The 19,080-nt window shown below is 71.0% G+C and carries 15 protein-coding genes; 10 read left to right on the top strand and 5 right to left on the bottom strand.

The features are described from left to right. Nucleotides 1-99: 99 nt before the first annotated feature. From purL to purM, 5 genes are all read left to right on the top strand, one after another. Nucleotides 100-2,394, top strand: a complete 2,295-nt coding sequence (gene purL, locus ACFQS9_RS08000; RefSeq protein ID WP_378403312.1) for a phosphoribosylformylglycinamidine synthase subunit PurL — start codon at nt 100-102, stop codon at nt 2,392-2,394. A 103-nt stretch (nt 2,395-2,497) separates the two neighbouring features. Further along, nucleotides 2,498-4,198 (top strand): alpha/beta hydrolase, encoded by a 1,701-nt coding sequence (locus tag ACFQS9_RS07995; RefSeq protein ID WP_378403674.1) that lies wholly within the window; start codon nt 2,498-2,500, stop codon nt 4,196-4,198. Beyond that, nucleotides 4,195-4,581: a sterol carrier family protein gene (locus tag ACFQS9_RS07990; RefSeq protein ID WP_378403310.1), complete on the top strand. Its 387-nt coding sequence runs from the start codon at nt 4,195-4,197 to the stop codon at nt 4,579-4,581. The genes ACFQS9_RS07995 and ACFQS9_RS07990 overlap by 4 nt, the downstream gene beginning before the upstream one ends. A gap of 86 nt (nt 4,582-4,667) precedes the next feature. Then, complete coding sequence (gene purF, locus ACFQS9_RS07985; protein ID WP_378403308.1) at nt 4,668-6,266, top strand: amidophosphoribosyltransferase; 1,599 nt, start codon at nt 4,668-4,670, stop codon at nt 6,264-6,266. 77 nt (nt 6,267-6,343) lie between these two features. Continuing rightward, entirely contained in the window at nt 6,344-7,429 is a 1,086-nt protein-coding gene (gene purM / locus ACFQS9_RS07980; RefSeq protein WP_378403306.1) for a phosphoribosylformylglycinamidine cyclo-ligase, read from the top strand. Nucleotides 7,430-7,604: 175 nt separating this feature from the next. Here the strand turns inward: purM and ACFQS9_RS07975 are convergent, their stop codons facing one another. The 4 genes from ACFQS9_RS07975 to ygfZ form a co-directional block, all read right to left on the bottom strand. Next, nucleotides 7,605-7,811 carry a DUF3073 domain-containing protein gene (locus tag ACFQS9_RS07975; protein WP_077042815.1) on the bottom strand — a complete coding sequence of 69 codons (207 nt, stop codon included), beginning with the start codon at nt 7,809-7,811 and terminating at the stop codon, nt 7,605-7,607. 138 nt (nt 7,812-7,949) lie between these two features. Continuing rightward, nucleotides 7,950-8,906: an asparaginase gene (locus ACFQS9_RS07970; RefSeq protein WP_378403303.1), complete on the bottom strand. Its 957-nt coding sequence runs from the start codon at nt 8,904-8,906 to the stop codon at nt 7,950-7,952. After that, the gene (locus ACFQS9_RS07965; protein WP_378403301.1) at nt 8,903-9,571 is read right to left on the bottom strand and encodes an MOSC domain-containing protein; all 669 of its coding nucleotides are present in this window, start codon (nt 9,569-9,571) and stop codon (nt 8,903-8,905) included. The genes ACFQS9_RS07970 and ACFQS9_RS07965 overlap by 4 nt, the downstream gene beginning before the upstream one ends. Then, the gene (ygfZ, locus tag ACFQS9_RS07960; RefSeq protein ID WP_378403299.1) at nt 9,568-10,695 is read right to left on the bottom strand and encodes a CAF17-like 4Fe-4S cluster assembly/insertion protein YgfZ; all 1,128 of its coding nucleotides are present in this window, start codon (nt 10,693-10,695) and stop codon (nt 9,568-9,570) included. The genes ACFQS9_RS07965 and ygfZ overlap by 4 nt, the downstream gene beginning before the upstream one ends. A gap of 252 nt (nt 10,696-10,947) precedes the next feature. Between ygfZ and ACFQS9_RS07955 the strand changes: the two genes are divergently transcribed. The 5 genes from ACFQS9_RS07955 to cydC all read left to right on the top strand — a co-directional run bounded on the left by ACFQS9_RS07955 (nt 10,948) and on the right by cydC (nt 17,936). Then, the gene (locus ACFQS9_RS07955) at nt 10,948-11,820 is read left to right on the top strand and encodes an aminodeoxychorismate lyase (RefSeq protein WP_378403297.1); all 873 of its coding nucleotides are present in this window, start codon (nt 10,948-10,950) and stop codon (nt 11,818-11,820) included. 168 nt (nt 11,821-11,988) lie between these two features. Then, on the top strand, nt 11,989-13,482 hold the full coding sequence (locus ACFQS9_RS07950; RefSeq protein WP_378403295.1) for a cytochrome ubiquinol oxidase subunit I: 1,494 nt from the start codon (nt 11,989-11,991) through the stop codon (nt 13,480-13,482). A 15-nt stretch (nt 13,483-13,497) separates the two neighbouring features. Then, nucleotides 13,498-14,520, top strand: coding sequence for a cytochrome d ubiquinol oxidase subunit II (cydB, locus tag ACFQS9_RS07945; RefSeq protein ID WP_378403293.1), 1,023 nt, complete (start codon nt 13,498-13,500; stop codon nt 14,518-14,520). After that, nucleotides 14,521-16,242, top strand: a complete 1,722-nt coding sequence (gene cydD, locus ACFQS9_RS07940) for a thiol reductant ABC exporter subunit CydD (protein ID WP_378403291.1) — start codon at nt 14,521-14,523, stop codon at nt 16,240-16,242. Continuing rightward, nucleotides 16,239-17,936: a thiol reductant ABC exporter subunit CydC gene (gene cydC, locus ACFQS9_RS07935; protein WP_378403288.1), complete on the top strand. Its 1,698-nt coding sequence runs from the start codon at nt 16,239-16,241 to the stop codon at nt 17,934-17,936. Before cydD ends, cydC begins: the two co-directional genes overlap by 4 nt. Nucleotides 17,937-18,202: 266 nt before the next feature. Here the strand turns inward: cydC and ACFQS9_RS07930 are convergent, their stop codons facing one another. Beyond that, nucleotides 18,203-18,844, bottom strand: a complete 642-nt coding sequence (locus ACFQS9_RS07930) for a heme-binding beta-barrel domain-containing protein (RefSeq protein ID WP_378403672.1) — start codon at nt 18,842-18,844, stop codon at nt 18,203-18,205. Nucleotides 18,845-19,080 lie beyond the last annotated feature (236 nt).

Raw genomic sequence — 19,080 nt, 5'->3', positions numbered from 1 at the left:
CAGTGCGGCCGGTGTCGAGGCGCCCGGCTAGACTTTGCCCAGGCAGCGCGCCGCCAGCGGTGCCGATTCGATTCCTCCAGGGAAGGGACCCGACTCCCCGTGTCTTCAGAGACGAGCACCGCGCAGGTCGACACCGTCACCAGGGCCGCAGCGACCCCGGACGTCGCCCAGCCCTTCAAGGAACTGGGACTCAAGGAAGACGAGTACACCCGGATCAAGGAGATCCTCGGTCGGCGCCCGACCGATGCCGAGCTCGCGATGTACTCGGTGATGTGGAGCGAGCACTGCTCCTACAAGTCCTCCAAGGTGCACCTGCGCTACTTCGGCGAGACCACCACCGACGAGATGCGCTCGTCGATGCTCGCGGGCATCGGTGAGAACGCGGGCGTCGTGGACATCGGCGACGGCTGGGCGGTCACCTTCAAGGTCGAGTCGCACAACCATCCCTCCTACATCGAGCCCTACCAGGGCGCGGCGACCGGCGTCGGCGGCATCGTCCGCGACATCATGGCGATGGGCGCCCGCCCGATCGCGGTCATGGACCAGCTCCGCTTCGGCGCGGCGGACGCGCCCGACACCCGCCGGGTCGTCGACGGCGTGGTGCGCGGGATCGGCGGCTACGGCAACTCCCTCGGCCTCCCGAACGTCGGCGGCGAGACCGTGTTTGACGCCTCCTACGCGGGCAACCCGCTGGTCAACGCGCTGTGTGCGGGCGCGATGCGGGTCGAGGACCTGCACCTGGCCTTCGCGTCCGGCGCCGGCAACAAGATCATCCTGTTCGGCGCGCGGACCGGCCTCGACGGGATCGGCGGCGTGTCCGTCCTCGCCTCGGAGACCTTCGACGAGTCGTCCGGCGGCCGTCCCAAGAAGCTGCCCGCGGTTCAGGTCGGCGACCCGTTCACCGAGAAGGTGCTCATCGAGTGCTGCCTCGACCTGTACAAGGCGAAGCTGGTCGTCGGCATCCAGGACCTCGGCGGCGCCGGGCTGTCCTGCGCCACCTCCGAGCTCGCGGCGGCGGGCGACGGCGGCATGCACATCGACCTCGACAAGGTGCCGACCCGCGCGACCGGCATGACCGCCGCGGAGATCCTCTCCAGCGAGTCGCAGGAGCGGATGTGCGCCGTCGTCACCCCCGAGAACGTGGACGCGTTCATGGAGGTCTGCCGCAAGTGGGACGTGCTCGCCACCGTCATCGGTGAGGTCACCGACGGCGACCGGCTCACCATCGACTGGCACGGCGAGAACGTCGTGGACGTGCCGCCGCGCACGGTCGCGCACGAGGGCCCGGTCTACGAGCGTCCCGTGCAGCGCCCCGCCACCCAGGACGCGCTCGTCGCCGACACCACCGCCGCCCTCGCCCGCCCGACCACGCCGGACGAGCTGAAGACGACGCTGCTGAACATGGTGGCCTCGCCGCAGCTGTGCAGCCGCAAGTGGATCACCGAGCAGTACGACCGCTACGTGCGCGGCAACACCGTGCTCGCCGAGCAGGCCGACGCGGGCGTCATCCGGATCGACGAGGTGACCGGCCGCGGCATCGCGCTGGCCACCGACGCCTCCGGTCGCTACACCGCACTCGACCCCTACGCGGGCGCCCAGCTCGCGCTGGCCGAGGCGTTCCGGAACGTCGCGGTCACCGGCGCGACCCCGAAGGCCGTCAGCAACTGCCTCAACTTCGGCTCGCCGGAGGACCCGGGCGTGATGTGGCAGTTCCAGCAGGCCGTGCGCGGCCTCGCGGACGGCTGCGCCGCCCTCGGCATCCCGGTCACCGGCGGCAACGTCAGCTTCTACAACCAGACCGGCTCGACGGCGATCCTGCCGACCCCGGTGGTCGCCGTGCTCGGCGTGATCGACGACGTGCACCGTCGCATCCCCACCGGCCTCGGCCTGGAGCCGGGCGAGACCCTGATCCTGCTGGGCGACACCCACGACGAGCTGGACGGCTCGATCTGGGCCCAGGTCGAGCACGATCACCTCGGTGGCGTGCCGCCGAAGGTCGACCTGGCGCGCGAGCAGCTGCTCGCCGACATCCTGCTGGCCGGCTCGCGGGACGGGCTGATCAGCGCCGCGCACGACCTGTCCGAGGGCGGCCTCGCCCAGGCGGTCGTCGAGGCCGCGCTGGCCGGCGAGACCGGCTGCCGGATCCTGCTCCCCGAGGGCGCGGACCCGTTCGTCACGCTGTTCTCCGAGTCGGCCGGACGCGTCCTGGTCGCGGTGCCGCGCACCGAGGAGACCCGGTTCACCGGCATGTGCTCGGCCCGCGGACTGCCGTGGGTGCGCATCGGCGTCGTCGACGAGGGCTCGGACTCGATCGAGATCCAGGGCCAGTTCTCGGTGACCATGGCCGAGCTGCGCGAACTGTCGGAGGCGACGCTCCCCGAACTCTTCGGCTGAGCCCTTGACCGGGGGAGAGGTCGGGACGAAGCAGGCCGGGGGAGAGACCGAGACGAGGCACGAGCAGTCGAGCTGGGTCGAGGTTCTCGCCTCGCCCGAGGCGCTGCGGGAACGACATCCCCTCGTGGGGTGGGCCTGGGGTCTGCTGCGGCTGGACTACACGGGCATCGCGTTCGCGGCGCTGTTCTTCTGCTGGTCGCTGACGCCGTCCCTGCTTCCCCGGGACTGGCTGTTCCAGGGGCTGATCGGCGGCATCACCGCGGCCATCGGCTACGGCGTCGGAACCGCGGTCGGCTGGGCGGTCAACCGGTTCCTGCTCTCGCGGCTGGGCTGGTGGCCGCCGCCCGCGAAGGTCCAGCTGACGCTCAAGATCGCGGTGCCGACCCTCTCGCTCCTGGTGTCGGTCGGCATGCTGATCGCCGCCGCCGCGTGGCAGCGCGAACTCGCCGCGTTGACGGACGCGGAGGGCACCACGACCACCGGCTACCTCCGGACGCTCCTGCTGAGCATGGTGGTCGCGGCGCTGATCATCTCGCTGTGGCGGGTCCTGCGGGATCTGGTCCGCCTGATCGCGCGCTACCTGAACCGGTGGCTGAAGGTACCGCGGTCCGCGGCCGCGCCGATCGGCGTGGTCCTCGTCGCGTTCCTCACCTACACCGTGGTGACGGACGTGCTGTTCGACGCCACCTACGCGGCGATCAACTCCGCGTTCAGCCTGCAGAACGACACCACCCGCGAGGGCGTGACGGCGCCGGACGAGCCCGAGCGGTCCGGTGGCCCCGGCTCGTACGCGAGCTGGGAGTCGCTCGGCTTCGAGGGCCGCAACTTCGTGTCCCGGGGGATGCACGCCGACGAATTGGCGGCGGTGAACGGGAAACCGGCGGTCGAACCGATCCGGGTGTACGCCGGTCTGGAGACCGCGGACGACACCGACGCCCGGCTGGACGTCGTCATCTCGGAACTCGAGCGCACCGGTGCCTTCGAGCGCAGCGTCCTGGTGGTGATCCCGACCACCGGCACCGGCTGGGTCAACCCGACCGCGGCCGAGGCGATCGAGCTGGTGCACAACGGTGACAGCGCCCTGGTCGCCAGCCAGTACTCGTACCTGCCGAGTTGGATCTCGTTTCTCGCGGACCGCGACAAGGCGGCCGAGGCCGGGCGCGCGCTGATCGGCCGCGTGCACGAGCGTTGGCTGCGCGAACCCGTGGAGACCCGGCCCAAGCTGCTGGTCTACGGCGAGAGCCTCGGAACTCAGGCCGGCGAGGCGGCGTTCGACGGACTCGGCGACATCCGGGAGACCGTCGACGGGGTGCTGTGGGTGGGACCGCCGAACGCGAACCCGCTGTGGAGCCGGCTCGTCGCGCGGCGGGATCTGGGGAGCCCACAGGTCGAACCGGTCTACTCGGACGGTCTGGTCGTGCGGTTCGCCAACGACGCGTCCTCGATCGCGAATCCGCCGTCCCCCTGGATGACGCCGCGGGTGCTCTACATCCAGCACCCGTCGGATCCGGTGGTGTGGTGGAGTCCCGACCTGATCTTCAACCGCCCCGATTGGCTCTCGGAGGCGCCGGGCGCCGACCGTCTGCCGAGCATGCGCTGGTTCCCGTTCGTGACGTTCTGGCAGGTCGCGGCCGATCTCGCCAACGCCGCGGGCGTGCCCGACGGTCACGGCCACAACTACGGCACCACCGTGCTCGACGGCTGGATCGCGGTGGCGGGGCCCGACGGCTGGACCGTGGCGGACACCGAACGCGTGCGCGCGGCGATCGAGGCGCGGGCCGGAACGCAGGGACCGGAGAAGTGACCCCACGCAAGAAGATCGACCCCGCCGAACTGAGGGCGGCGCTGCTCGAGGTCCGCGACTGGCTGGCCGACGCCGACGCTCCGGCGCCCAGCAGGGCCCAGCTCGCGGCCGCCGTCCGGCTCAGCGCCAGGACCCTCGAGAACACCGCACCGGGGTCCTCGGTGGAGGTGCGGGTGCCGCCGTTCGTGGCGGTGCAGTGCGTCGCGGGACCACGGCACACGAGGGGTACCCCGCCGAACGTGGTGGAGACGGATCCGCGGACCTGGCTCCTGCTGGTGACGGGAACCCTGACGTTCGACGCGGCCTCGGCCGCGGGCACGCTGACGGCGTCGGGCACGAGGGCCCGCGAGATCGAGCACTGGCTGCCGCTGCTCCGCGTCTGAAGCCGGGAGACCTGTGGTCGGGGTGCCCGCCGTGAACCCGTAGAATGGCCCTTGCCCCCCATCCCACCCCCTAGGGAGCAACCCCGGTGACTCAAGCCGAATTGTCGGTCAACAGCCCGAATCTTCTCGCACCCGCAGACCTGTCGGATCAGGACGAGCAGCCTCCCCGCGAGGAGTGTGGCGTCTTCGGCGTCTGGGCTCCCGGCGAGGATGTGGCGAAGCTCACCTATTACGGCCTCTACGCGCTGCAGCACCGTGGTCAGGAGGCGGCGGGCATCGCCGTCGCCGACGGTTCGCAGGTGCTGGTCTTCAAGGATCTCGGCCTGGTCAGCCAGGTGTTCGACGAGCAGACCCTCGGCGCCATGCCGGGGCACGTCGCCGTCGGGCACTGTCGGTACTCGACCACCGGGTCGACCACCTGGGAGAACGCCCAGCCGATCTTCCGGACCACCGCGGCGGGCACCGGCATCGCGCTCGGCCACAACGGCAACCTCGTGAACACGGCCGAGCTGGCGAACCGCGCCCGCGAGGCCGGGCTGGTCAACGACAAGCGGCCCGGCGGCGCCACGTCGGATTCCGACATCGTCGGGGCCCTGCTCGCGCACGCCGCGGCGGACCGCACCATCGAGCAGGCCGCGATGGAGCTGCTGCCGACCCTGCGCGGCGCCTTCTGCCTGACCTTCATGGACGAGCACACCCTGTACGCGGCGCGCGACCCGCACGGCGTGCGTCCCCTGTGCCTCGGCCGGCTCGACCGCGGCTGGGTCGTCGCCAGCGAGACCGCCGCGCTCGACATCGTCGGCGCCTCGTTCGTCCGCGAGATCGAGCCGGGCGAGCTGCTGGCCATCGACGCGGACGGCGTCCGCTCCTCGCGTTTCGCCGCGCCCACCCCCAAGGGCTGCGTCTTCGAGTACGTCTACTTGGCCCGCCCGGACAGCACGATCAGCGGCCGGTCGGTGCACGCCACCCGCGTCGAGATCGGTCGCAGGCTCGCCAAGGAACACCCGGTCGACGGCGACCTCGTGATCCCCGTGCCGGAGTCCGGCACCCCCGCCGCGGTCGGCTACGCGCAGGGTTCCGGCATCCCCTACGGCCAGGGCCTGATGAAGAACGCCTACGTCGGCCGCACCTTCATCCAGCCGTCGCAGACCATTCGCCAGCTCGGTATCCGCCTCAAGCTCAACCCGCTCAAAGAGGTCATCCGTGGCAAGCGCCTGATCGTCGTGGACGACTCCATCGTCCGCGGCAACACCCAGCGCGCGCTGATCCGGATGCTCCGCGAGGCTGGCGCGCTGGAGATCCACGTGCGGATCGCCTCCCCGCCGGTCAAGTGGCCCTGCTTCTACGGCATCGACTTCGCCTCACCCGCGGAACTGATCGCCAACGGTGCGGGAGCGAGCGAGGCCGACGGTGTGACCGGACACAGCATGGACGAGATGCTCGAGGGCGTCCGCCGCTCGATCGGCGCCGACACCCTCGGATACGTCTCGATCGAGGGCATGATCGCGGCCACCGAGCAGCCCGCCTCGCGGCTGTGCTCGGCGTGTTTCGACGGCAATTACCCGATTGCGCTGCCGAGCGAGACCTCGATGGGTAAGAACGTGCTCGAGGGAATGCTGGAGAGCACCGCGGGCGCCGCGGCCAAGCAGGACAACGACAACGCGAGCGCGTTGAGTCGACCGTAGGCGCGTTGCGCCCACACGTAGATCACCATGCGGTGCCCCCGGGTGCCGCCGAGAAGATGGCTGGAGCAGCGAATCCGATGACCGACGACAACGACCGCCCCACCGGCGCCTCCTACGCGGCGGCGGGGGTGGACATCGAGGCCGGAGACAGGGCCGTCGAGCTGTTCGCCCCGCTCGCCAAGAAGGCGAGCCGCCCCGAGGTGATCGGCGGCCTCGGCGGCTTCGCCGGGCTCTTCGCCCTCAAGGGCGGGTACAAGGAGCCGCTGCTCGCGGCGTCCACCGACGGCGTCGGCACCAAGATCGCCGTCGCGCAGGCCATGGATAAGCACGACACCCTCGGCCTCGACCTGGTCGCGATGGTCGTCGACGACCTCGTGGTGTGCGGTGCCGAGCCGCTGTTCCTGCAGGACTACATCGCCGTCGGGCGGGTCGTGCCGGAGCGGGTCGCGGAACTGGTCAAGGGCATCGCCGACGGCTGCATCATCGCCGGCTGCGCGCTGCTCGGCGGCGAGACCGCGGAGCACCCCGGCTTGATGGCGGACGGCGACTACGACCTCTCCGCCACCGGCGTGGGCGTCGTCGAGGCCGACGCGGTACTCGGGCCGCAGCGCGTGCGCCCGGGCGACGTGGTGATCGGCATGGGCTCGTCGGGCCTGCACTCCAACGGCTACTCGCTGGCCCGCAAGGTGCTCCTGGAGATCGACCGGATGTCGCTGGGCGGCCACGTCGAGGAGTTCGGCCGCACCCTCGGTGAGGAGTTGCTCGAGCCGACCAAGATCTACGCCAAGGACTGCCTGGCCCTGATCGCCGAGACGGATGTGCGCACCTTCTGCCACGTCACCGGCGGCGGTCTGGCGAACAACCTCGCCCGGGTCATGCCGAAGGGGCTCGTGGCCGAGCTCGATCGCGGCACCTGGAGCCCGGCGCCGGTGTTCGCGATGATCGCCCAGCGCGGCCGCGTGGAGCGGGCTGAGATGGAGCAGACGTTCAACATGGGTGTCGGCATGGTCGCCATCGTGGCGCCCGAGGACGTCGACCGTGCGCTGGCGGTGCTGACCGCCCGCCACATCGACTGCTGGACGCTGGGCACCGTCGCCAAGGCATCGGACAAGCAGGACGGATCGGATCTGGTTCGTCTGGTCGGGGACCACCCGCGCTTCTGAGCCGCGGCAGGCCGGGGCAGCCCCGGTCCGCCGTCAGAGACGTTCGAACGGACCGTTCACCGCCGCACAGGCGGACGAACGGTCCGTTCGTCGTCTGTGGGGACGGTCGTCGCGCACACGCGAAAATGAGGAGGAGCCGGTGGGCTCCCCCTCATCTTTGGTGCGGTGCCTGGCGTCAGCGGCGCCAGTCGTCGTTCTCGTCGTCGTCCCAGCGCGACGCGGTGTCGTCGGAACGCTGGTCGGCGAGGACCCCGTTCCGGTGGGAGCTGGACGAACCTCCGGACAGTTCCTTTTGCAGGCTGTCGAAGTTCGTGGACGGCGAGCTGTACTTGAGCTCGCGTGCAACCTTGGTCTGCTTTGCCTTAGCCCGGCCGCGGCCCATGGCCAACCCCCTCGCGCTTCCGCGGGGCGGCCTGGGAATTTTTGGCGGCCCCGTTTGAGTGTGTATTTCTTCCTGACACACACTCTAGCCTGAGAACTCGGCGGGCGCTCCCACCCCAGGCCTCATTGGGTGTCTGATTTATCTCAGCACGCCCGGAATCGCCCGGATCGTGCCGACCCGGACACCCCCACCCAGTACCGGTGGCGACGCGAGTTCGGCCAGATCCTCGGTCCAGGTGACCCCGAGCCGGTGCAGCAGCGCGGCCGTGAGCGGCAGCCGGGCGCGCTCGCCGCCGTCGTCGATCTTGAGCGCGAACGAGGTGCCGTCGGGCAGTGCTCCCGCGTGCACCCCGTCGGCGCCCACCTTGCAGACCAGCCCCGGCACGGCACTCATCAGCAGCATGTCGTCGTGCCCGGTGCCGGACACCAGCCAGGGGTGCTCGCGCACCGCGTCGGCCACCGCACGCTCCGGGCTGCCCGCGGCGGCGGTGACCAGGGCGGCGAACCCGCGCGCCAGGGCGGTCAGGGAGAGCGGCACGATCGGCAGGCCGCAGCTGTCGATGCCCAGCTCGAGGTCGGTCTCGCCGGCCAGCTCGGCGATGGTGTCGACCACCGCCAGCTGTACCGGGTGCGCGGGCTCCAGATAGCTCTCCAGCGGCCACCCCCGCGCCACGCAGGCCGCGAGCATCGCGGCGTGCTTACCCGAGCAGTTCATGAAGATCCGCCGCGGCAGCGCACCGGACGCGAGGACGCGGGCCCTGGCGGTGTCGTTCGACGGCAGTTCGGGCGGGCAGCGCAACTGGTTCTCGGCGAGCCCGGTGCGGGTGAGCAGCCCGTGCACCACCGCGACGTGCTCGGGTTCGCCCTCGTGGGAAGCGGCGGCGATGGCCAGCTCGCGATTGTCGGCCGGCACGAAACCGCTGCGCAGCAGGGCCACCGCCTGCATGAGTTTGTTCGACGAACGGGGGTAGATCGGGGTGTGTACCTCGCCGAGGGCCAGGATGACCTCACCGTCGGGCGCCAGCACGACGACCGATCCGCGATGCACGCACTCGCGGAAACCGGAGCGATCCACTTCGACCAGTTCGACGCTCAATACTCCACCTGCACCTTCCGTCCGGCGATCCGTCGGCGTGCCTTGTCTGCGACAGTAGGCGACAGGTCGGGCTGCTGCTCGAGCAACGCGGCCAGATTCTCGGGGTCCCGCCCGGTGAACAGGTCGCGCACCGTCACCCCGTGGGCGGGAACGTGCACGCGGTGGACGGTGTCGCCCGCGGTGACCAGGCCGCCGCGCACCACCCGCAGGTACGCGCCGGTGTCGGCGCGCTCGGCGAAGCGCTTGACCCAGCGCGGCTCCCCGGACCACACGCCGAAGGTGCCGCACGGGGTCCGTGGGCCGGTCACCTCCAGCTCGGCGGCGAGGTCCCCGTCGCCGAGCCGCCACCGTTCGCCGATCACCGCGTCACTCGCGGCGATTCCGCTGACCCGCAGGTTCTCGCCGAACCATCCGGCGGGCAGCAGGCGCCCCAGCTCCGATTCCCAGCGCTGCGCCTCGTCCTGCTGGTAGGCGTACACGGCCTTGAAGCGGCCGCCGTGGAACTCGGTGTCGCAGACGCGGTCGCCGTCCAGGCCCGAAGGGCCGATGAGTACCGGCCCGGCGACGGGGCGCTTGTCGATCGCGGTGCGTGGCACCCGTTTGGTGCCGCTGTCGCGTTCGGCGTGCACCACGCAGACGGCCTCCACGCGCCCGGGGCCGCTCACCGCCCGCGCAACCTGTCGACGGCGGCGCGGCCCGCCTGCACGCCGTCGTAGCTGGGCACCGAGTCGGCATCGATCGACGCGGCCACCGAGCCGGCGAGCAGTGCGGTGTCCACCGGTACGGTCCGCTTGATCAGCGCCAGCGCGATGGGACCGAGCTCGTGGTGGTCGACGACGGTGCCGAGATGTCCGACGGGCCTGCCGTCCGCGGTGACCGGGTCGCCGGGCTCCGGGCGCGTGTCCGCGGAGCCGTCGAGGTGCAGCAGCACAAGGTGTCGCGGCGGCTTGCCGAGGTTGTGCACCCGGGCGACGGTCTCCTGCCCGCGGTAGCACCCCTTGTCCAGGTGTACGGCCCCGTGCTCGGCGATGCCGCCGATCCAGCGGGCCTCGTGCGGGATGGTGCGCTCGTCGGTGTCCACTCCGATGCGGGGGCGTACCGCGGCCACCCGCAGGGCCTCGAATGCCCAACTGCCCGCGGGCGCCGCGCCCGCGGCGGTGAGCTCGCCCCACCAGCGGGCGAGTTGGTCGCGCGGCACGATCAGGTCGAAGGCGTGCTCGCCGGGCCACGGCATCGAGCGCAGGAAGCCGCCGCCCGGCAGCGCCACCGCCCCGTAGACCGGGGGGAGCGAGGCGATGCCGAGCGCGGCAAGGAGTTTCGGGCGCCGCACGTCGGGTCCGAGCAGGCTCAGCACGGCCATGTCGGGCGCCGCGGCCGGTTCGGCCTTCGCCCAGAACACCATCTTCTGCAGGAAGGCCAGCAGGCCAGGGCCGTGGCTGGGCTCGGTGTCGATCCAGGTGACGCCGTCCAGGTCGGTCAGCACGAAGTGCTCCTCGATCCGGCCGTGCAGGTCGAGGCTCAGGTTCTCCGCCGAACCGCCGTCGGGTAGCTGCGCGACGTGCTGGCTGGAGATGGTGTGCAGCCAGGTCAGGCGCTCGGGGCCACCAATGGAGAGCACGAAGCGGTTGGAACGGTCCACGACGGCGGCGCCGTTCTCGGCGGTGCGCTGTTCGCGCAGCGGGTCACCGTAGTGCCAGGCCACCCCGGCGTCGAGGGAATCATCCGGCCCGGCGACGGCACCGGGGGCGGACAGCAACGGACTGGGGGTGAGGCTCGGCGACTCGGACACGGTTCCATAGTAGGAGCGTCCGGCCTCGGCCGGTCGGGCGTCCCAGGGCACCTCTCCCAAATCCCCATTCGGCGCTCCTGGCGCCCGATCGCCGCCCAGCTGCGTTGTCGTCGTCGCCGATACAAACCCGGTATCGGCTCCTCCTCCGCGCAGGAGCGGAGCCCGCGGAGCGACTCCGAGGTCTTGCCGGACAACGATCGTTTCGCCAGGCGCATTCGGAAGGATTTGAGAGACGCGCCCTAGGCTGGGGGCATGGCCCCGCGCGTACTGGTGACCCTCGACGGCAAGGTGCACGACCCCGACGTCCCGCTGCTCTACGCGGACGACCTCGCGGCCGTGCGCGGTGACGGTGTGTTCGAAACCGTGCTGGTGCGGGGCGGGACCCCGTGCACCATCGAGCTGCATCTGGAGCGGTTGAACTCGTCCGCGGCGGCGATGGACCTGCCCGAGCAGGACCTGGACCGCTGGCGCGCCGCGGTGGGCGCCGCCCTCGCGGAGTGGGACTTCGACGGCGAGGGGCTGATGCGGCTGGTGCTCAGCCGCGGCCGCGAGATCGGTGGTGGGCCAACCGGCTATCTCACGATCGGCCCGATCGACGAGCGGGTCGCGGCCGCCCGGCGTGACGGGATCGCGGTGGTGACCCTGCCCCGCGGGTTCTCGGTGGACCTGGCAGCGCTCGCGCCCTGGCAGCTGCTGGGCGCGAAGACACTGTCCTACGCGACCAACATGGCGGCCCTGCGACACGCGAACTCGCTCGGCGCCGACGATGTGATCTTCACCAGTAGTGAGGGTCTCGTGCTCGAGGGGCCGCGCTCGACCGTCGTCATCGCCCGCGGGCGCACGCTGATCACGCCGCCGGTCGACCAGGGGATCCTGCCGGGCACCACCCAGCGTGCGCTGTTCGAGATCGCGGGCGAGCATCGGTTCCGCACGGAGGTGGCGCCATTGCGGCCCGCGGATCTCATTCTGGCGGACGGTGTCTGGCTGCTCTCGAGTGTGACTCTCGCCGCACGGGTGCGGGCGCTGAACGGACGGGTGATGGCCGTGCCGGAGATCGCCGAGGAACTGTCCGCGCTGGTCGACCTGTCGGCGGAGACCGTCGGGGTGTCGCCGGGCGCCGTCTGAGCGCGGTCCGGGGCGGGCGCGGCGACTTGACTGCACTACTACTGTCGGTAGTAGATAAAGGCCTGCGGCACGAGGTCGCAGGACGTACCTTTTGAAACGGGACTGAGGCGTCAGCCCACGCCTCGGCCCCGGCCAAGCCTGTCCGACGGGCACTGCATGGGAGAAGCCATGGACGCACTGGACGTATCTCGGTGGCAATTCGGCATCACGACCGTCTACCACTTCATTCTCGTCCCGCTGACGATCGGGCTCGCCCCGCTCATCGCGATCATGCAGACGATGTGGGTGGTAACCAAGAAGGACCACTGGTATCGGCTCACCAAGTTCTTCGGCAAGTTCTTCCTCATCAACTTCGCGCTCGGCGTCGCCACCGGAATCGTCCAGGAGTTCCAGTTCGGCATGAACTGGAGCGAGTACTCCCGCTTCGTCGGTGACGTGTTCGGTGCGCCACTGGCTCTGGAGGGCCTGGTGGCCTTCTTCCTCGAGTCCACGTTCCTCGGCCTGTGGATCTTCGGCTGGGGCCGCTTGCCGAAACTCGTTCACCTGGCGACGATCTGGCTGGTCGCGATCGGCGTGAACGCCTCCGCGTTCTTCATCATCGCCGCGAACTCCTTCATGCAGCACCCGGTCGGCGCGCGGTACAACGAGGAGCGCGGACGCGCCGAGCTCACCAGCATCTGGGAGCTGCTCACCAACAACACGGCGTTGGCCGCCTTCCCGCACGTGGTGGCGGGCGCCCTGCTCACCGCGGGCACCTTCGTCGCAGGCATCGGCGGCTGGTGGATGGTCCGCAGCATGCGCAAGGCCAAGGAGGCCACCGACCCGGCGGTCGCGGCCGCCCACGGGAACACCGGCCGGACCATGTTCCGCCCGGTCACCATCCTCGCGCTCTGGGTGATGGTGGCCTCGGGTGTCGGCCTGGCGATCACCGGCGACATCCAGGCCAAGCTGATGTTCGAGCAGCAGCCGATGAAGATGGCGTCCGCGGAATCGTTGTGCCACACCGAGACCGGTGCCGACTTCTCCGTCCTCACCGTGGGCACCCAGAACAACTGCGAGAACATCACCCAGCTCATCAGCATCCCCGGCCTGACCTCGTTTCTGGCGAACGGCGACTTCAACTCCACCCTGCCGGGCGTCACCGAGCTGCAGGAGCAGTACGAGGAGCAGTTCGGGCCCGGCAACTACAAGCCGAACCTCTTCGTCACCTACTGGACCTTCCGCGCGATGATCGGGTGGGCGGCGGGCTCGGCCCTGCTCGCGGTGGTCGGGCTGTGGATGACCCGCGGCGGCCGGGTCCCCGACCAGAAGTGGTTCGGCTGGCTGTCCATCCTGGCCATCCCCACGCCGTTCCTCGCCAACAGTGCCGGCTGGGTGTTCACCGAAATGGGCCGCCAGCCCTGGGTGGTGCACCCGAACCCGACTGGGGTGGACCAGATCCGGCTGACCGTCGACCAGGGCGTGTCCGATCATCCGACCGGTCTGGTGGTTGCCTCGCTGATTGTCTTCACCCTCGTCTACGCCGCGCTCGGCGTCGTGTGGTTCATGCTGATCCGGCGGTACGCGATCGCCGGACCGTCGGACCACGACATGCATCCGCCGGGCGACGAACAGGAGCCCGAGGAGCCGGGCGAGCCCAAACAACTGTCGTTCGCGTACTGAGGCGGGAGAAAGACCATGGGACTTCAGGAATTCTGGTTCATTCTCATCGCGGTGCTCTTCGTCGGCTACTTCGTCTTGGAGGGTTTCGACTTCGGCGTCGGCATGCTGTTCCCGGTGCTCGGCCGGACCGACACCCGGCGACGGGTCATGCTCAACACCATCGGCCCGGTCTGGGACGGCAACGAGGTGTGGCTGATCACCGGCGGCGGTGCGCTGTTCGCCGCGTTCCCGGAGTGGTACGCGACCCTGTTCTCGGGCTTCTACATCCCGCTGCTGCTGATCCTCGTCGCGCTGATCCTGCGGGTCTGCGCGATCGAGTGGCGCGGGAAGATCGATGACGACCGATGGCGGGCCCGCGCGGACTGGGGCATCATGATCGGCTCGTGGGTCCCGGCGGTGCTGTGGGGCGTCGCCTTCGCCAACATCGTGCGCGGCGTGGCGATCGACGAGAACAAGCAGGTGACCTCCGGCTTCTTCGCTTTGCTCAACCCGTACGCCCTGCTCGGCGGGTTGACCACGGCCCTGGTCTTCGCCCTGCACGGTGCGGTGTTCCTGGCTCTCAAGACGGCCGATGAGGTACGGGCCGATGCGGTGAAACTCGCTGCGCGGCTGTCCGTTCCGACGGTCGTGGTCGCCGGGGCCTTCGTGCTGTGGACCCAGCTCGCCTACGGCAAGGGATGGACGTGGATCCTGGTGGCCGTCGCCGCGGCCGCCCTGCTCGGGGTGGTCGGGCTGACCGCGGTCGAGCGTGAGGGCTGGGCATTCGTGCTCACGTCCGTCGCGGTGATCGCCACGGTGGTACTGCTGTTCGGCTCGCTGTACCCGAACGTCATGCCCTCGACGATCGACGACGCGTACAGCCTCACCATCTACAACGCCTCGTCGAGCCCGTACACGTTGAAGGTGATGACGTGGGCGGCAGCGATCATGACCCCGGTGGTCCTGATCTACCAGGGCTGGACGTACTGGGTGTTCCGCCAGCGGATCTCGACCAAGCAGATCCCGCCGTCGATCGGTCTGCCCCTGAAGACGCGTTAGATGTCGCTCGACGCACCGGCCGCGCCCGCGGATCGACCCCGCAGGCGCGGCCCGGTGGACCCCCGGCTCTGGCGCTACTCGAGGTCGGCCCGCGGCTACCTGATGCTCACGGTGGCGCTGGCCCTGGTCACCGCGGCGACGGTGATCGTGTCGGCGCTGATGATCGGCACCGTGCTGGCCGGCGTGATCACCGACCCGGACGCGCGGACCCCGGGGGCGTGGGGAACCGAGCTGTCGGTGCTCGCCGCGGCGATCGCGGTGCGGACCGTATCCACTTGGGCGCACGCACGATTCGCACACCGCTCGGCGTCGCGGGTGATCGGCGAGCTCCGGGGCGAGGTGCTCGCCGCGGCCGCCGAGCTGCCGCCGCGCGAGCTGGACCCGCGCCGCGACGAGCTCGCCACCGTCCTCACCCGCGGGATCGAGGGCCTGCGGGCGTATCTCACCGGCTATCTGCCCTCGCTGCTGCTCGCGGCCACGGTCACCCCGCTCACGCTGCTGGTGATCCTGTTCGCCGACCGGACGTCCGCGGTGATCATCGCACTGACGCTGCCGCTGGTGCCGATCTTCATGATCCTGATCGGACTGCTGACCAAGGGCAAGGCGGCCGCCTCGCTGGCCACGATGACCACGTTGTCCGCGCAGCTGCTCGACCTGCTCGCGGGGCTGCCCACGCTGCGGGCGCTGGGCCGCGAACGCGGCCCAGCGGCCAGGGTCAGGGAGCTCGGGGACGCGCACCGGCACACCACCATGTCCGCGTTGCGGATCGCGTTCCTGTCCGCGATGGTGCTCGAGCTGCTGGCAACCCTCTGCGTGGCGCTGGTCGCCGTCAGCATCGGCCTGCGGCTGGTGTTCGGCGGCATGGAATTGCGCGGGGGCGTGATCGCGCTGATCCTCGCGGCCGAGGTGTACCTACCGCTGCGGATGGTCGGCGCGCAGTTCCACGCGGCGGAGGACGGAATGGCGGCCGCCGAGAAGGCCTTCGAGGTGTTGGACGGCAGGGCGCCGGTTGCGGCTGGGGAGGGCGTGACCGCCGCGCCCCGCGGCCCGATCGTGTTGCGTGGGGTGGGGGTGCGGGCCCGCGGGCACTGGGCGCCGCGCGGGCTGGACGCGGTCCTGGAACCGGGCCGGGTCACCGTCCTCACCGGCGCCAACGGATCGGGCAAATCCACGGTGCTGCACCTGATCCTCGGCCTCGCCCGCCCCGACGAGGGCGAGGTGTCGGTCGGCGGGACCCCCGTCCACACGCTCGACCCGATGGTGTGGTGGCGCGAGGTCGCCTGGCTGCCGCAGCACCCGGTCCTGATCCCGGGCACGCTTCGCGAGAACCTCGAGCTCACCGGGCCCGTCACTCCGGGCGCGGAGGAGCTCGACAGGGCCTGCGCGGCAACGGGATTCGATCTGGTGCTGGCCGACCTCCCCGACGGGTGGGAGACCCGGGTCGGGGTGGGCGGCCTCGGCCTCTCGCTCGGCCAGCGGCAGCGACTGGCACTGACCCGGGTGCTGCTCTCCGAGGCCCGGGTGGTGCTGCTCGACGAGCCGACCGCCCATCTCGATCCGACGACCGAGGCGACGGTCCTCCGGTCGGTGTGCGCCCTCGCCGCCCGTGGCCGCACCGTGGTGATGGTCGGGCACCGGGACGCCGTGCTGCGGGCCGGCGACGAGGTGGTGCACGTCGAGGCCGCCGACGGCGTCGACATCGCCCCGGGGGTGTCGGCATGAGCCGCGACCCGCTGTTGCGGGCCCTCGGACTGCTGGACCTGCGGCCGGGCCGGGTCCTCTCCGCCCTCGCGGCCGGGGTCGCGACCCTCGGCAGCGCCCTCGCGCTTGCCGCGATCTCCGCGTGGCTGATCACCAGGGCCTGGCAGATGCCGCCGGTGCTGGATCTCACGGTCGCCGTCGTTTCGGTTCGGGCTCTTGGCATCTCGCGCGGGCTGTTCCGGTACCTCGAACGGCTCGCCACCCATGACGCCGCGTTGCGCGGCACGACCACGGCCCGCGAACGGATCTACCGCCGGCTCTCCGAGGGAGATCCGGCAGCGCCGGCCGGTCTGCGCCGGGGAGACCTGCTCGCCCGCACCGGAGCGGACGTCGACGCGCTCGGCGACGTGGTGGTCCGGGCGTTGATCCCGATGGCGGTGGCCGCGGTGCTGGCGGTCGCGGCGATCGTCGGACTCGCACTGATCTCGCCGGCCGCGGCACTGGTGCTGGCCGTCGCGCTCGCGGTGTCGGGGGTGCTGGCGCCGGTGCTGTCCGCCCGGGCCGCGCGGATGGCGGAGTCCGACGGGGCGGTGGCGTCGGCCCGGTTCAGCGAGACCGCGGTGCTGGCGCTCGACCACGCCGCCGAACTCCGCGTCGCCGGCCGGCTCGACGAGACGGTCCGGGCGGCGAACGACTGGGAGTCCGGTGCGATCCGGGCCACCGACCGGTCCGCGATCCCGTCCGCCTTCGCCACGGCCGCGACCCCGCTCGCCATCGGGGCGAGCGTGCTGGGGTCGCTGCTGATCGGCATCTCGCTGTACGGACCCGGCGGGGGCATGCCCGACGGGATGACCCCGATGGCGCTCGCGATCCTGGTGCTGGTGCCCCTCGCCGCGTTCGAGGGCACGGCGGCGCTGCCCGCCGCCGCGGTCGCGCTGACCAGGGCGAGGCTCGCGTCGGCGCGCATCATGGACCTGCTCGACCGGGCGGGGGACCCGGTGCCGACCGGCGGTGCGGTCGTCGAGGGGCCGGTGCACCTGCGTACCGAGAGCCTCCGCTGCGGGTGGCTGGGCGGCTCGGTCACCGAGCCGCTGGACCTGCACTTGGCACCGGGCGCGCGGGTGGTGATCGTCGGGCCCAGCGGCGCGGGCAAGACCACGATGCTGATGACACTGGCCGGGCTGCTGGCGCCCGTGGCCGGATCGCTGGCGGTGAACGGGAAGCCCGTCGGGGCGGTCGACGCGGACTCGCTTCGCCGCGCGGTGGGATTCTTCGCCGAGGACGCCCACCTGTTCGACACCTCACTGCTCGAGAACCTGCGTGTCGCGGACGGCGGCCTGGACGAGGCGGGCGCGCGGGCGGTGCTCGACAAGGTCGGGCTCGGACCCTGGGTGGCCGGGCTCCCGGACGGAGTGCACACCGCGCTGGCGTCGGGGGGACGGTCGGTGTCGGGTGGTCAGCGCCGGCGCCTGCTGCTCGCGCGCGCCATCGCATCGCCCGCGCGGGTACTGCTGCTGGACGAGCCGACCGAACACCTCGATGCGGACGCGGGTGCGGAGTTGCTGCGGGGCCTGCTCGACCGCGGCGCCGCCGTGGTCGACCCCGGCCGCACGGTGGTCGTGGTCACCCACCAGCTGCCCGCCGACACCGGGGCCGACCTGGTGATCGCCGTCCGGAGCGAGTCGGTATCCGCGCAGGAAGAGGCGGCGATTTAATCGATTGCGAGGCCCTCCCGGCGGGCGTACCTTCGTCCGTACACGAGGAAGGAGGTGGTCTGAAGTTGAAGAACTACAGGACGCGTGAGGTGGCTGTCAGCTAGCCGCTACCGCTGACGGTGGGGTTCCATCAACCGCGCAATGCGGCTGGCGAATCCCAGGCAGCTACCCGGCCCCCGAGTCCCCGGTCGAGTCCCGACCGGGATCCGTGCGAGACAAGCGTCCGCGCACGGGTACGGCTCGGGGGTCGTTCTGCGTTCGGGTGGCTAACCGACGTAGCGGGCGAGGCGGGCCGAGAGGTGCGGCTTCAGCGGGCCGTCGGCGAGGATGCGCTCCTCGACGTAGGCGAGGTCGCCGCCCTCGACGATGCCGTACAGGCGCTTGGCGCCGCCGACCAGTGCGCCCTGCTTGCTGCGGATGACCACGTCGGTCGCGAGCTCCCAGCTGGACTGGGTCAGGGCCTGACCGTAGTACAGCTCGACGACGCCGGAGCTGTGCGTGAGCAGCAGCTCGACGGTCTCCTCGTCGACGCTGCCGGGGATGCCGTCGCCCGCGACCCGCCAGTACCCGCTCTCGCGCAGGTCCTGTCGGACGTACTCGCCGTCGGCGTCGAGCACCCAGGACTGAGATTCCCAGTGCAGGTAGTTGCCGCCGTCGTGCGACACCACGATCTGCTGGCCGAAGCGGTACTCGCCGTCCGTGGGATTGTTCGCCTCACCCTCGCCGCGCCAGACGCCGACCAGGGGGAGCAGCGCGAGCATGCCCGGGTTCAGGTCGGGTCCGAGGCGGAGGTTGGCGGTGTCCTCGGGAATGGGCAGGCCGGGCAGCACCGCGATGTTGCGCGCGGCGGTCTCCTTGGCGCGCTCCTCGGCGGCGGCCACGGCCCTGTCGCCGCTGCCGCGCTGCACGGACACCGCATCGGACGGCGCGTTCTCGCCCGAGGCGGGCGGCGCACCGTCGTCCGGTCCGGACGTCTGGCTCACGACTCGTCGGTCACCAGGCGGTACACGACATACAGCGAGAACCAAGCAATCAGCACGGAGGCGAAGGCGAGTAGAACCTCGAAGAAGATGACCACGGCAACAGTGTAAACCGAAGCGTCGCAGCCGCATGCCGTGGGTGCCGCCTACCCCGGAAACATCAC

This window comes from Rhodococcus daqingensis, assembly GCF_042665615.1.
GTDB classification, from domain to species: Bacteria; Actinomycetota; Actinomycetes; order Mycobacteriales; family Mycobacteriaceae; genus Rhodococcus_G; species Rhodococcus_G daqingensis.
Note: the sequence above shows the minus strand (reverse complement) of the source record. Positions and strands in the feature narration are given on the sequence as shown.